The organism is Bacillus sp. JJ1532, from assembly GCF_036965085.1.
Taxonomy (GTDB): Bacteria; Bacillota; Bacilli; order Bacillales; family Cytobacillaceae; genus Cytobacillus.
Genome location: NZ_JBALOW010000034.1, coordinates 1 through 14,411, shown reverse-complemented (window position 1 = coordinate 14,411; position 14,411 = coordinate 1). Strand labels below are relative to the sequence as shown.

The following is a 14,411-nucleotide window of genomic DNA, read 5'->3' as shown; positions in this document are numbered from 1 at the left end:
CACGTTCCTTTATCTTTACGTAAAGTGCTTAATCATAATTACTCACATACTGACCTGCTTTTTAATTTGTAAATGGAAAAGAAATAAATAAGATTGGACATAACAATTATATTTCATAATTTAGGTGCGCCTGCATATAGAGTGATAATTACTCATTATGTCTAAATTTTCCAGTACTGCAACATGGAGGCAATACAAAAACAGAAAACACTTCACCTTTAAAAGGAGAGAGGATTTATCTATTACTGATGAGTTCTCACTCTTTTTTCTATTAATGTATGTCATAAATGAACAACAAATCTATTTCAATTCTGAGAAAAAATTTTTTTGTTGCACGAATGAACGAAAATGAATCGTATTTAAAGTGAAGGAGGTTGAGTATGAAAACGTTCGCCGGCTTACGTGTTCATGAGATTGTTCAAATTTATAGCGACACCTTAATACGAATTGCTGTGCAGCAGACAAAAAATATGTCTGAGGCGGAGGATATTGTTCAAGAGGTCTACATGACACTGATGAGACAGAAAAAGCCCTTCGATAATGAAGCACATTTAAAGGCATGGCTCTTCAAAGTGACTTTTAATAAATGCAAGGATTACTTTAAGTCTTCTCGCGTCAAGAGGACGGTACCTATAACAGAAGAGATGACGTTTGTCGCAAAAGAGGAACAGATTGTTCTCCCTGAGATTTTTGAGCTTGATCACAAAGAGAGGGCCATTGTTTATTTACATTATTACGAGGGCTATACGACTGCAGAAATTGCCAAGCTATTAGAGATGAAAGTAAACACGGTAGGCTCAAAGCTGAGAAGGGTACGAATGAAGTTAAAAAGTATTTTAGAAGAAGGGAGTTAAGTGTGATGAATGCTTATAAGAAAGTGATGAAGCAGATTCATGCTTCCGAAGAATTTAAGAGCAAAATGCAAAAAGAGATGATGGAATATGAACAAAAAGAAAAGAGGGTTATTATGAAAAATATAAAATTAATGGTTGGAAGTTTAGTAGCTTGTGCTGTGATTGCTATAGTTGCTTTAACAAATACAAACAACGATGCAGCGTTAGATTTGACGGAAAGAATTGTGGTTGATAATTCAGGTCCTGCTGCAAGTGTAATGCTTAATATCGAAGGAACCATAACAGAAGTTGGAGATGACGGACTGAGCTTTACGTTGGATAACGGAATGGAAGTTGTGATTACAGATGAAACAAAATTGGGGATAGATGGTCCAACAGCACCGCCTAAGGAAGAACAGTTATTTGAGCCTACATTTAGAGTGGGTAATCTAATAGGCGGTTTTACGGAGGATACATCCGCAGATCCAGTTACTGCAGCAGCAATTTATACTAACTGGAACTTTGAGAATCCTATTCGATAAGGTTCTGTTAAATTTAAAATTTTCAAGTAGTGCTTTGGATGACCGCAACTAATTAAATGATACGTTTCTTTGAACTAAGGAAAAACCTCTCTTAATTCCCTTTAATTAAGGAATTTCACGAGAGGTTTGTTTTATGTGTTGCTCTTCGAAAAATATTTCCGGGTATCTTCACGTATTTGTTTGGGCAATACACGATCAAGCTCTTCGTTTAACCATGAAAGTGTTTTACTACGTAATTCATCACGCATTTTTTCTTCCGCAGAGAGCATTACTAAATTGATGGTGCAAAAGGAGGGAGCAGAACAGCAGCTTTCTCTATACAAATAACCATTATCTTTAATATTTTTACATTGGAAAATAGGCTTAGGACCTTCAACTGCTTCAACTACATCCCAAAAGGAAATATCTTCTGGAGACTTAGATAACCTATATCCTCCCTTTACTCCGGGGACAGAACTTACAATACCAGCCTTAGATAATTTACCGAAAACTTTTGAAAGAAATGTCTCAGAAAGTCCTTGGAATTCTGCCAAATCCTTGATCCCAACACTTTCCTTGGAAGGAACATCAATTAAATAAACCAGACAATGTAAAGCATATTCAACTCCGACACTATATTGCATATAAACTCACCTACTTTTGATTAAGGACTATCAATTTGTATCTTAGGAGTATTTAGAGGTCTAGTCAAATAGAAATCTCTTTTGGTAAATTTTATTCATTTGACAAAAATAATTATAGTATATATTATAGACAATGTTAATCGACGATTAAACGAGTCTTTAATTAGTGTCTAAAATTCATTTTAAAGGAGAAATACAAATGAACAAAACACTTATCATTAACGCACACCCCAAAATAGATGATACTTCTTCAGTAAGCTTGCAGGTTTTTAACCACTTTTTAAAAGCTTATAAAGAATTAATTCCTGATAGTGAAGTAATTGAACAGATTAACTTGTACAGTAATGTAGTGCCTATGATAGATAAAACGGTTTTAAGTGCATGGGAAAAACAACGAAAAGAACAGGAACTAACTAGCCAAGAACAAAAAGTAACGAAGCGCATGTCCGAGGTTTTACAACAATTTAAAAGTGCAAATACGTACGTTATCGTGTTACCTGTGCATAATTTCAATATTCCATCAAAGTTAAAAGATTACATGGACAATATTATGATAGCACGCGAAACTTTTAAATATACTGAAAATGGGTCAGTGGGACTACTTAATGATGGACGAAGAATGCTTGTCATACAAGCAAGTGGATCAATCTATACCAATAATGATCGATATACAGAAGTTGAGTACTCTAATAAATACCTGAAGTCAATGTTCGTTAATTTCCTTGGAATTGAAGATTATCAAATCATTCGCGCACAAGGAACTGCTTTACTAAGCCCAATTGAAGTATTACAAAAAGCATATAAAGAAGCGGAAGAAGCTGCTTCAAGATTAGCGGCTGAATTAATACTGTCTTAAATAAAAAGAAATATTAGGAGGAATTAAATTGGAGCAACGAATTGATTATTACAATGTAGCACCAGAAGCACTTAAAATAATGATGGAAATGGAGAAGTATACGAAAACAACAGGTATAGACCGTAAACTTCGTGAACTTATAAAAATTCGGGCTTCTCAAATAAATGGTTGTGCATATTGTCTTAACATGCATACAGCTGATGCTAGAAGAATGGGTGAAACGGAACAACGATTATATTGAATTAGTGCCTGGAGAGAGTGCACATTTTACACAGATCCAGAAAAAGTGGCTCTTGAGTTAACAGAATACGTGACTTTAATCCCGACAAAACGTGTACCAGATGAGCTTTATCAACGAGTACGTGAACATTATGACGAGCGACAATATGTTGACCTTGTACTAATAATTAATCAAATCAACAGTTGGAATAGAATTTCTATTGCAATGGGGAATACAGCAACTGAAAAATAATTATTCTCAACGAACATCTTATGGGTGTTAGGCACAGTTTGTAGACAAAATGCATCCAAATAAAGTAACAGGGGCTTATCTCGAATGAGATTTAGGCATTGATATTCCATAATCGGGCGCTATCTTTGAACAAGGATAGGCGCTCATTTTCGGATTATCCTAATCCGTCTTTGGGCAAGGGAGTATTCTGTCAAAAAATGATAAAAATAACTAACAGCAAGTATTTAATATATCAAAACTTATATTTTTTAATATAGATGAATAATGGAGGAATTATATTGCTCAAGCCCAAATTATGGACAAAAAATTTTATTAGTATTTCAATAGCTAATTTTCTTACCTTTACAATATTTTATTATTTATTGGTTACTTTACCGATATATGCCTTGCAAGGACTAAATGGTAATGAAGCGGAAGTTGGGCTAATTGTTACAATTTTTTTAATTGCAGGTATCATTACTCGTCCATTCGCGGGCAAATGGATAGAAAGGATTGGAAAGTATCCTGTTTTTTTGACAGCTTTCTTAATAGTTTGTGGTTCATCTTTTTTTTATTTTATAACGCAATCGATCACTACACTACTTATTGTTCGCTTTTTCCATGGAATTGGATTTGGAATGGCAACTACAGCTACCGGAGCCATCGTAGCAGATCTCATCCCTGAATCACGAAAAGGGGAAGGGATGGGCTATTATGGACTAACACTCAATCTTGGTATGGTAATTGGACCTTTTTTAGGGTTAACTATTATGCATCACGGAGGAACAAATCTATTGTTCTTCATTAATGCTTTATTGGCACTAGTTGCTCTGATTGTCGCCTTATTTGTTCGGATTCCTAAAAACACTGTAACACAAGAAGTCAAAAAATTAGATTCAAGTAAAGGAATAAAGTCCTTATTTGAGGGTTCTGCTATTCCCGTTTCATTAATTTCTGGATTTTTTGCTTTGGCTTATTCTGGAATTATTTCTTTTATGTCTGTATATGCCAAAGAGATTGGTTTAGTTGAAGCAGCTAGTTATTTCTTTGTAGTGTATGCTATCATCCTGTTAATTTCGAGACCTTTTACCGGGAAATGGTTTGATCTTTATGGAGCAAATAAAATTATCTATCCGGCAATTTTCCTTTATGCTGTTGGAACATATTTTCTTAGCGCTTCAACATCATTACTATCATTTCTTCTTTCAGCGGCCCTTATTGGTTTAGGTTGGGGAACCATCTTTCCAAGTCTTCAAACAATCGCCATTCAAATTGCACCGGTTGAAAAAAGGGCATTGGCTACGGCTACATACCTATCAACATTTGATTTTGGATTTGGAATTGGTTCCTTTTTATTCGGTCTCGTAACAGTAAAAGTAGGCTATAGTTCATTATATTTTTATAGCACTTTCTTCATTCTAGCCGGAATCGGAGTTTATTATATACTTCATGGGAAGTTTCATCACACTGTAAAATACAGGAAAATCCAATGAAAGAAGTAGTAAATAGATTAGAATGAACCACTTTGGATGCTTTTCCATTTTCATGCTAATATAGTGCATGAAAATACCTCTTTTAATGTCATATCAAATCTTTTTATTAATTTCCAATTTGATAATCGCCTTTCTTATTACACATGAAAGATTGTGAAATATTGTACCTAAACTATCTGGGCAGTTTAGTTGAAGAATCGTCTGTAGCTCCTAGTCCACAATCGGGACATTTAATTGAGCAACACCTTTAAAGAAAATTAGATATTTAATAAAAAAACTGCCAATAAAGGCAGTTTTTTTATTTACTCACTTTTTCATTCATTTTTTGTCTTTTATGCAATTGATGCTTTGTTCCCCAGTCATGCATTGCGTGTAAGATTGGTTCCAAGCTCCTGCCGTATTCGGTAATCGAATATTCCACTTTAGGTGGAACCTGTGGATAGACAACACGCTGAATAATATCCTCGTTTTCCAACTCCCGTAATTGATTAGTCAGCATTTTTTGCGTGATTCCGGGCATTCTTCGTTTTAATTCACTGAATCTTTGAGTACCGTTCTTCAATAAATGCAATAAGATAATTGGTTTCCATTTCCCGACTAATATGCTTAAAGACTCTTCTACACGACAGAATTCTGGTTCTAGATTCATCCTAATTACCCCTTTAGTATCATTTTGTATACTATACCACTTTTAAGTGCGTACTTTTTAAAATGATTATTATGAGTAATAATAACATCATTCAAAGGAAATCTAAAAACATTTTGGATAAAGAGAATTAAAGGGGAGGACAAAAAGGTGGATATGAATACTGTCTTGCTACATTAGTTGTAGCAATTCCTATAGCTCTTACGGGGGCAGGACAATATTCACTGGATGCTATTTTATTTTAAGGAAAGATAATTATATAAATGAAAGAGGGTTGCCATATGAGCCAGACAAATCAAGAGAAGTTTGAATTTGGTATCTATACTTTTGGAGAAATAATTCCAGATCCTATTACTGGAAAAATCATTCCTGCAGAAGAACGCATTCAAAATATAATCGAGACAGCGAAGCTAGCCGATGAAGCAGGATTGGATATCTTTGGCTTAGGGGAACATCATCGTTTAGATTTTGCAGTTTCAGCTACACCTGTTGTATTAGCAGCGATTGCACATGCAACGAAAAATATTCGACTAGCCAGCGCTACAACCGTATTAGGTACAGCAGATCCTGTAAGAGTATTTGAAGACTTTTCGACAGTAGATTTAATTTCAGGAGGGCGTGCTGAAATCATAGCTGGTAGAGGAGCATTTATCGAATCGTTCCCTCTTTTTGGCTATGACTTAGATGATTATCATGAACTTTTTGAAGAGAAGCTACAACTGTTACAAGAATTAAATAATAATGAACGTGTTACATGGCAAGGGAAGTTTCGTTCGCCATTAAATAATAGCGAGATTGCACCTAGACCAAAACAAGATAAGATTCCTGTTTGGAGAGGAGTAGGAGGTACCCCTGCAAGTGCAGTTCGGGCTGGGCAGGCTGGGTTTGGAATGGCACTCGCTATTTTAGGAGGTAATCCTTTTTATGTAAAACCATTAGTAGAAGCCTATCGTCAGGCTGGGATTTCGGCAGGACATGCAGAAGAGGATTTAAAAATTGCAATCACAAGCCATGGCTATATTGGCAAGACTGCCGAACAGGCTGTTAATGAATTTTACCCATATTATTCTAATTATATTGGAACGATGATGAGAAGAAATATTCCTAAAGATCAAGTGGCAGCAGCTGTTTCTAAAAATGATGCACTTGCTGTTGGAGGTCCTGAAGAAATCGTTGAAAAAATTCTTTATCAGCACGAATTATTTGGTCATAATCGCTTTATTATGCAGCTTGATATTTGTCAGCCGTTATCCCAGATTGCAAGTGCGATTGAATTATTAGCTACTAAAGTAATGCCACAAGTAAGACGAGAATTGAAAAACAAATAAATAAATATTCCAGAATAGGTCGCTTTAATTAAGTAATGAAAGAGCCCAATTTCTTATTAATCTACGGTGAAGTTGGGCTTTACTATTGGTTTGAAATTTATAATAAGATCCTAAGATCTTGAAGGAGTTTGAAATTTTTATGAAAAAGAAATATATTTTAATGATAATCGCTTTATTTATTGCCTCATTGAACTTGCGTCCGGCAATTAATTCAATCGCACCATTGCTCGAAACGATTAGAACCAGCTTAGGAATGAACGCCTCCGTAGCGAGTTTGCTGACCTCGATTCCTGTTCTTTGTATGGGACTCTTCGCTCCTGTAGCCGTAAAGTTCAGCGGAAAATGGGGTATTGAGCGGGTATTAGGATGGTCGCTACTTGTCATCGGAGTTGGTACTGTTCTTAGGTTCTTCACGAATTCGGGCTCATTTTTGCTTATTACCGCTTTTATCGCGGGTATAGGAATTGCATTTGTAGGACCGCTTCTTCCTGGATTTATTAAGCGCCACTTTCCTAAGCATGTGCCTTCGATGATAGCGATATACACGGTTGCACTTACTTTGGGAGCAGCATTAAGCTCGAGCTTGATTGTGCCGATGCAGAATAGTATGAACTCTTGGCAGAGCGCGCTCGGTATATGGGCGGTAATCGCATTCGTCGCAGTGCTATTATGGTGGTTGTTCGTTATGCGGAATATTAGACCGCAAGATCATCCTACTTCAACCGGCACGAAGACGAGTATGCCATGGACAAATAAGATAGCCTGGCTACTTACACTGACGTTCGGTTTGATGGCCATGCTATTCTATTCAGTCACAGCTTGGTTGCCACAGATTATTCAAGGGATGGGCTATAGTAAGTCCTACGCTGCAAGTGCGCTTACGATTTTCGTTGTTGTCCAGATTCCGGTAAGCTTTGTTCTGCCAATCATGCTTCGTAAATTCCCTTCACGTCGCCTTTGGCTAATGGTTGCAGCGCTGTCGGAACTCGTAGGGCTTGTGATGCTTGCGTCCTCCATTGCACCGTTGATTGCCACGATCTTTATTGGTGTAGGCGCCGGCGCATTGTTTTCTCTCAATCTACTACTGCCTTTGGACGCTACCGACAATCCACAGGAGGCGGCTGCTTGGTCGGCCATGACTCAATCAGCCGGCTATGTAATCGGGGCAACCGGCCCCCTTATTCTTGGCTGGATTCACGATGCGATGGATAGCTTCTCAACAGCAATAGCGGGGCTGATTGTGATTAACGTAGCGATGATGGGCTTGCAGATTGCCGCCACTACCATAAAAAGAAAACAACAATCGGAGAAATTAATGGCAATCAAAGAATAGTATAAGGCAACCTTATGGGACACAAATTTAGTGTTTTACGAAAAATCAGGTTTTTCTACTACTAGAAATTAAAACAGCATGTGTTTATAGATGGTCAGTTGATTAATAAACAACTATAAAAGGATTATGTAATAAAAGAGCAGCTGTTTCGATTATTTTTGCTGTGATTGCATTTTGTTATTGCTTCATTCTTAGCTTTGTATGCGCAAGAAATTAACCTTGTAAAAGCCGCTAGTACGTTCTTTATTCTTTATGCGGAAAGGAGAAAGGTCTACATGCAAGTACGCGATTTTATGATTCGAAAAGTAATTACAGCTAAGCATTCAACAACTGTCAAAGAATTAACTTCTATTTTAGAAACGAATCGAATTGGTGGTGTCCCAGTGGTTGATGATAAAGGAAATTTAGTGGGCATCGTTTCAGATGGGGATATCGTACGCTTTCTTTCCCCACATACAGAGACTTTTTATTTAGCTTACTATGTTACCTATTTAGAAGAAGCTCAAAAAATAGAAGATGTATTAAGAGAAAAAATGAATACCCCTATTGAGGAAATTATGGTTAAGAAAAATATTAAGACATTAGCACCCGATGATGACTTTGAAAGTGCCATTAGTTTAATATCCAAGCATCATTTTAAGAAGCTTCCTGTAGTGAATGGAGCAGGTAGAGTTATAGGGATTATAAGCCGTGGAGATATTATCCATAATTTATCAAAATCAATATTTAATGAAGAATCAGTCCAGGAACAATAGACTGAATACTCACCTGCACCCCATGTGTTGCCACATACACTCGGCGCATGTTGTATGCGGGGTCAGTTGATTAATAAACAACTATCAGAAAAGGAAATTACAAAATCGGCAGCCTAGGGAAAAGAAAGTCCTAGACTGCCGCTGTTTTATTGAACTATTGTTTTCCGTTTAACAATACGACCTAATTAAAGGTAAGTTGATATTCCACAATCGGGCGCGATTGTAGAGCAACACGGGTAGAAAATGATCAATCTTTTTTTTAATTGGATTCTTTTTACTAATTATAAAATAATGATTTGTAAGGTATTTTTGATCAAACTTTATTTCAAAGCAACAGCAGGCATGTCGTGGATTTCGTATTCCAAAATAAGCCAAGCAAACAAAAAGATGGATGGAGGAGGATATAATGAAAAAATAAAAGCAGCTGTTTCGATTCTTTTTGCTGTGATTTCATTATGTTATTGCTTAGTGGTCTATAAAAAACAAAAAAAATGAATTTTATATCATTTCATTTCTTCTATCAATCTTACTTAAACAAGCGTCAAATAGTCCCCACCTTCATGGAGGTCGGGACTTGATTTATTATTTAGGTAACTTGTTAAAGACGATACAAGTAACAGATAAGGTTTTTTGACCATGGCAGTAGTCGATCTATGGCTTAAAGCATCTTCTACACGACATAATTCTGGTTCTAGATTCATCCTAATTACCCCTTTAGTATCTTTTTGTATACTATACCACTTTTAAGTGCGTACTTTATAAAATATGCTATTAGATTCATAATTACATTAACAAAAATAATTTGAAAGTGGGGCAATAAATATGGAACAATATCAAATTAAAAAAGACGATTGAATCGAGTTTGGCTTAGATGATCCTCTTTCAAATCCACATACAGGACAGCGTATAACACAACAACAACGAATTCAAGAAATAATTGAAGAAGCAAAGCTTGCAGAAGAGGCAGGCATTGATTTCTTTGGTCTTGGAGAGTATTTCACAACTCAGGCACACACAGTTGTCTTAGGGGCTATTGTACAAGCAACTAAAAATATTAAGATATCTAGTGCTTCAACAATTATCAGTACATGGGACCCTGTACGAGCTTATGAACAGTTATTTGAAGAAAAATTTGAACTACTCAATAAAATTAAATGTTATGAAAAATATTGAGTTAATTGGTATAAAAATATTTCCTGAGATTAAAAAATTTACAAAGAAAGAAGCTGAATAACATGAAAGTACTAGCTATTTCTAGTTCAATTGTTGGGTCAAAAACGCGTACGGCTATGAATGTCGTCTTTGAAGAATTTAAAAAATCCTATGCAACTGTTGAGATTGAGTTAATTGATTTAGCGGAAATGGACATTCGATTTAGTGATGGTCGAAATTATTTAGAGTATGAGGGTGATACTGGACGTATTACAAAAGCTATGATGGAAGCAGATGCTATTGTGATTGGTACACCCATATTTCAAGCATCTATTCCTGCAACGCTTAAAAATTTGTTTGATTTACTGCCTGTGAATGCCTTACGAGATAAAATTGTCAGCATGGTCATTACAGCTGGGTCACCGAAACATTTCCTAATTGCTGAACAACAATTAAAACCAATTCTTTCATATCTGAAGGCGCAAATCGTTCAAACTTATGTCTTTATTGAAGAAAAGGATTTCCATCGTAAAGAAATAGTAAATGATGATATTTTCTTCCGTATTGCACGATTGGTGGAAGACACAGTTTTACTAACCGAAACCTATAAAAATATTCGAGAAGCAAAAGAAGCAGAATACTGATTTTAAAGAAATGATTGAACCATCAGTATTTTCATAGGTGATGGTTCATTGAAATACTGCAAACTCACAGAAAAAAATCAGAATGCCTGCTTGCCCAAATATACGCTAGGAGGGATTAAAAATGAATAAATGTGTGGTTAATCCCAGCTTTAAGAAAACAATAAGTATTTTGAGTAAACGTTGGAATGGCTTAATTATTTATACGATGCTAGACGGGCAACAGCGTTTTCATAGTATTGAATCTTCAATAGGAATAAGTAGAAGAGTACTGTCCGAAAGGCTAAAAGAATTAGAACGGCTAGGAATTGTTAAACGGGTTATCTTTCTAGAAACTTCTGTTCGAATCGAATATTCATTGACAGAAAAAGGTTTAGCCTTTAAGCCAATTCTGAATGAGATAGAGAAATGGTCAAATAAATGGGAGAGTACCGAGCAAACTAGCTAAATTTTTATTAAAAAGATAATGGTGCATTCTATCAACTTTTTAGTAATGATACTGTAGATAACTGCTGCCCGATTGTTGAATAAGGTATTTGGGAAATGATGTTAAAATGAGAAGAGCATTGTGAAGAAATATACTTAAACGAAAGGTCAGGTTAGTTTAAGATAAACTATGCAAACATAATTAAAAAGCAAAAAACTAAAGACCAGTATAGGCTTTAGCTTTTTCTTAAATCTTTATATTTTTTTCCCCAATCGTTGTTTTTGTGGGTAGGGAATCATATTTACTGTTCTTCACAATATCCTTGAAACAGGATACGTGAGAGTTAACAACTGGAATGACGTACAGGATTATTCTTTGAAGTAAATGTGAAGGCATATTCTAATATTTAACTCAAGGTTTTCTATAATGAAGAGGCTCCTAATTTTAGGCTGCTTCTTTTTTTGTTGAAGTAACAGGATTTGATAGAGTGAATACTGATGCTTTGGCATCCCGTCCTCATTGTTACGAACGGTGTGCTAGAGTTCAATAAGTGCGAGCCATACTCAGCAGCCACTGATTTTCAACAATCGGGCGCTTTTCTGAAATAAGGAAAGCGTCTTTCTTCATGAAAAGGGCCATTTAATGGAATAACTCTTTATAGAAAAGTGGAAATTGTGAAGAACTGTACTTAAGCTAACAGGCAGAATAGTTGAACAAGGATTTATATAAGTTTTGTAGAATTGTAAAGTATAGGACAGATTGAGCTTCACCAGGTATTCGAATAGACAAATAAGCTGAACATCGGATTAACAATAATTCAATTGAAGTGTTCTAATCATTCATAAAGCTAGGGTTGCTATCTTAGAAGTAAGAACAGACTTGACAGTACCAAACAAAGACAAGGAGTGAAGTTATGAAATTTCTGCTTACATCTGGAGGCATCAATAACAAAAGCATACACGACGCGCTGGTTGACATGCTGGGCAAGCCGATTGCTGACTCCAACGCCCTGTGCATCCCCACTGCGATGTATGGACACCCTTGGGTTGGCCCTGGCGTTAAAGCCTGGCAGTTCATCAGTGGGAAAGAAGAGAATCCCATGGTCGACCTCGGTTGGAAATCCGTCGGCGTGTTGGAGCTCACAGCGCTTCCAAGCATCGACGAAAACCGCTGGATACCACTGGTTCAGGAGACAGATGTACTGCTGGTGTCAGGCGGCGACGCCCTTTACCTGTGCCACTGGATGCGTCAATCCGGGCTGGCAGACCTTTTACCGTCACTGAACTCAGTCTATGTGGGAATGAGTGCTGGGAGCATGGTGTTGGCACCTAACATAGGGGAATATTTCGTTGGCTGGACTCCACCAGGCGGTGGTGATGAAACACTGAGACTGGTTGATTTTTCAATCTTTCCGCACCTGGATCACGAGATGCTCCCGGGAAACACCATGGCTGCCGCAGAGAGATGGGCAGCCGGGATGCAGGGAACTGCGTATGCGATTGACGATCAAACCGCAATCAAAGTAATCGAAGGAGCGGTAGAAGTTTTATCCGAAGGGCATTGGAAACTGTTTACACCTTGATCATACTATACGCCCGTTTCTTGGTATAATCTCTTGGAATAGTGGGCTAGTTTGAAAATAAATAGAAACTTAATGGCGCGATTCTTCAATATAGAAGAATCGTTTTTTCTTACTCCACTAAAGGGAGCGATAATCCAAGAAGGATTATCGTTTCTTTATGTTGAACTCTATTGAAGTAACAGGGAGGATAGTTTAATTAGGCAAGCCTTACTTTGGGAAGGAAGTAAGGCTTTTTTGTAAATATTTGCACTCAAAATTTTAATCTTCTTAAATGTACCAACTTTGTGAATCTTTTCACTTAAACTAACGGGGGCGTTTCTACAATAGGAGGAGACGCTTTTTCACTAACGGGGCATGTTAGTTTAACAAAGGGAATAGTGGTAAAATATTACACAATTGATGTCTGGAGGCTTTATGGAAACGATTATTATGATTTTGTTCGTATTTTTAGTTTCTATTTGTATTGGTTCGGTACTAAATATACTACTTAAGACAACGAAAAAAAGGGATTGGCTTATTACATTCTTAATAAGTTTAGGTTTATCAATAATAATAGTGCCTCTTTTAAATACATTTTAAAAACATCATTTTGGCTGAAGATTAACAGATACCTATTGAAGTAACGGGTGCTTTAGTTCAATATCGATCTTCAACAATCGGGCGCTTTTCTGAAATAAGGAAAGCGTCTTTCTTCATGAAAAGGGCCATATAATTGAACAACACCTTTAAAGAGAACTGGATATTTATGTTAATATATAGGTGATATTGTGAAGGAATGTACTTAAACTCCCATGCGGTATTTAAATTTATGAAAAGCCTATCAAAAATTCTAGATAAAGAAAGTATTCTTACTGGTGAAAACTCTCCTGAGTATCCATTGGTTACAGTTAAATCAGATGGAACAATTCATATCAATATTTAACTGGGTGCTTGTTCAACTAACGATTCAGTTTTTTTGCAGAGAAGTAAAGATTGATGTTCAGCTTTATTACATACATCTTTATTAAATTACCTGTTTGTCCAAACAAATAATTTAAGTGAGAATATTTTTATTGTATCTTATTTGAAAGGAGGTCACCATATATGGGTGTAATACCTTGTTCTTCAACAATAACTACAGAAAGTGGAACAGTGATAATGACAACATTTTCTCCGCTTAATAACACATTTACAATTACTATAAATCCTAGTAGCCCCTTAGTCACATTCTGTATAGATTTACCTTGTGTATCTTTTGGAGATTTTACTTGTACAGATGGATTTGCTTGCGAAGGTATTTGTACTACTGCCCCAGGTGGCAATGGAATTGGAGCTAATCCCCTTCAAACTACCGCTACACCATTGTCATTCACGTATACGTTTAACAGCAGCGTAACACTTACTGCAGGAGCAGCTTCTGCAAATTTCCTTTATAGTAATGGGACATCAGATTCTAACGTGCAATTACCTTGTGCTCCTGTATGCTCCTAAGCCTCACTAAATTTAAATTAGACTTACTTGAGGGATGTCTATTATTTTGAAAATGCAAGTTTTATTAGAAAGTCACACGATAAATTAGTTCTTTGTTCATGTAACGGAGATCGGTAGTTTAATATAAGTAACTAATCCTCGCCATCACTTGGCGGGGTTTAGTTATTTATAAAATCAACGACAAGCCTTAACAGATAGAAATAGATACATATTGACGTAATGAGAAAACAACCAAATTCACAATGCCGGTGGATTTATTTGAAAAAATGTCTAAGGGAA

Annotated in this window: 13 protein-coding genes and 2 pseudogenes; 13 read left to right on the top strand and 2 right to left on the bottom strand. The window is 36.3% G+C overall.

Annotated features, from left to right (window positions below; translation table 11 throughout):
* Positions 1-380: 380 nt before the first annotated feature.
* Positions 381-854: an RNA polymerase sigma factor gene (locus tag V7122_RS12840; RefSeq protein WP_335527082.1), complete on the top strand. Its 474-nt coding sequence runs from the start codon at positions 381-383 to the stop codon at positions 852-854.
* A 5-nt stretch (positions 855-859) separates the two neighbouring features.
* Positions 860-1,375 carry a hypothetical protein gene (locus V7122_RS12835; protein WP_335347763.1) on the top strand — a complete coding sequence of 172 codons (516 nt, stop codon included), beginning with the start codon at positions 860-862 and terminating at the stop codon, positions 1,373-1,375.
* Positions 1,376-1,506: 131 nt separating this feature from the next.
* Here V7122_RS12835 and V7122_RS12830 read toward each other — a convergent pair whose 3' ends face one another.
* Positions 1,507-1,998 carry an RrF2 family transcriptional regulator gene (locus V7122_RS12830; protein WP_335527080.1) on the bottom strand — a complete coding sequence of 164 codons (492 nt, stop codon included), beginning with the start codon at positions 1,996-1,998 and terminating at the stop codon, positions 1,507-1,509.
* 199 nt (positions 1,999-2,197) lie between these two features.
* Between V7122_RS12830 and V7122_RS12825 the strand changes: the two genes are divergently transcribed.
* From V7122_RS12825 to V7122_RS12815, 3 genes and pseudogenes are all read left to right on the top strand, one after another.
* Positions 2,198-2,854, top strand: coding sequence for an FMN-dependent NADH-azoreductase (locus tag V7122_RS12825; protein WP_335527079.1), 657 nt, complete (start codon positions 2,198-2,200; stop codon positions 2,852-2,854).
* A gap of 28 nt (positions 2,855-2,882) precedes the next feature.
* Positions 2,883-3,326: pseudogene (locus tag V7122_RS12820) on the top strand (carboxymuconolactone decarboxylase family protein).
* A 278-nt stretch (positions 3,327-3,604) separates the two neighbouring features.
* On the top strand, positions 3,605-4,798 hold the full coding sequence (locus V7122_RS12815) for an MFS transporter (RefSeq protein WP_335347522.1): 1,194 nt from the start codon (positions 3,605-3,607) through the stop codon (positions 4,796-4,798).
* A gap of 298 nt (positions 4,799-5,096) precedes the next feature.
* On the opposite strand, the gene V7122_RS12810 is transcribed toward V7122_RS12815, so the two are convergent.
* The gene (locus tag V7122_RS12810) at positions 5,097-5,447 is read right to left on the bottom strand and encodes a winged helix-turn-helix transcriptional regulator (protein WP_335347523.1); all 351 of its coding nucleotides are present in this window, start codon (positions 5,445-5,447) and stop codon (positions 5,097-5,099) included.
* A gap of 278 nt (positions 5,448-5,725) precedes the next feature.
* Here V7122_RS12810 and V7122_RS12800 point away from each other — a divergent pair, with 278 nt between their 5' ends.
* The 8 genes and pseudogenes from V7122_RS12800 (at position 5,726) to V7122_RS12765 (ending at position 14,132) form a co-directional block, all read left to right on the top strand.
* The gene (locus tag V7122_RS12800; protein ID WP_335527076.1) at positions 5,726-6,772 is read left to right on the top strand and encodes an LLM class flavin-dependent oxidoreductase; all 1,047 of its coding nucleotides are present in this window, start codon (positions 5,726-5,728) and stop codon (positions 6,770-6,772) included.
* A 139-nt stretch (positions 6,773-6,911) separates the two neighbouring features.
* On the top strand, positions 6,912-8,105 hold the full coding sequence (locus tag V7122_RS12795) for an MFS transporter (RefSeq protein ID WP_335527074.1): 1,194 nt from the start codon (positions 6,912-6,914) through the stop codon (positions 8,103-8,105).
* Positions 8,106-8,380: 275 nt separating this feature from the next.
* Positions 8,381-8,860, top strand: a complete 480-nt coding sequence (locus V7122_RS12790; protein ID WP_335490180.1) for a CBS domain-containing protein — start codon at positions 8,381-8,383, stop codon at positions 8,858-8,860.
* An 855-nt stretch (positions 8,861-9,715) separates the two neighbouring features.
* A pseudogene (locus tag V7122_RS12785) lies at positions 9,716-9,973 on the top strand (LLM class flavin-dependent oxidoreductase); the annotation flags it as partial.
* 122 nt (positions 9,974-10,095) lie between these two features.
* The gene (locus tag V7122_RS12780) at positions 10,096-10,656 is read left to right on the top strand and encodes an NADPH-dependent FMN reductase (protein WP_335354927.1); all 561 of its coding nucleotides are present in this window, start codon (positions 10,096-10,098) and stop codon (positions 10,654-10,656) included.
* A 121-nt stretch (positions 10,657-10,777) separates the two neighbouring features.
* Positions 10,778-11,101 (top strand): winged helix-turn-helix transcriptional regulator, encoded by a 324-nt coding sequence (locus tag V7122_RS12775; protein WP_335347529.1) that lies wholly within the window; start codon positions 10,778-10,780, stop codon positions 11,099-11,101.
* Positions 11,102-11,993: 892 nt separating this feature from the next.
* Positions 11,994-12,662, top strand: coding sequence for a Type 1 glutamine amidotransferase-like domain-containing protein (locus tag V7122_RS12770; protein WP_335347530.1), 669 nt, complete (start codon positions 11,994-11,996; stop codon positions 12,660-12,662).
* 1,083 nt (positions 12,663-13,745) lie between these two features.
* Positions 13,746-14,132, top strand: coding sequence for a hypothetical protein (locus tag V7122_RS12765; RefSeq protein ID WP_335527073.1), 387 nt, complete (start codon positions 13,746-13,748; stop codon positions 14,130-14,132).
* Positions 14,133-14,411 lie beyond the last annotated feature (279 nt).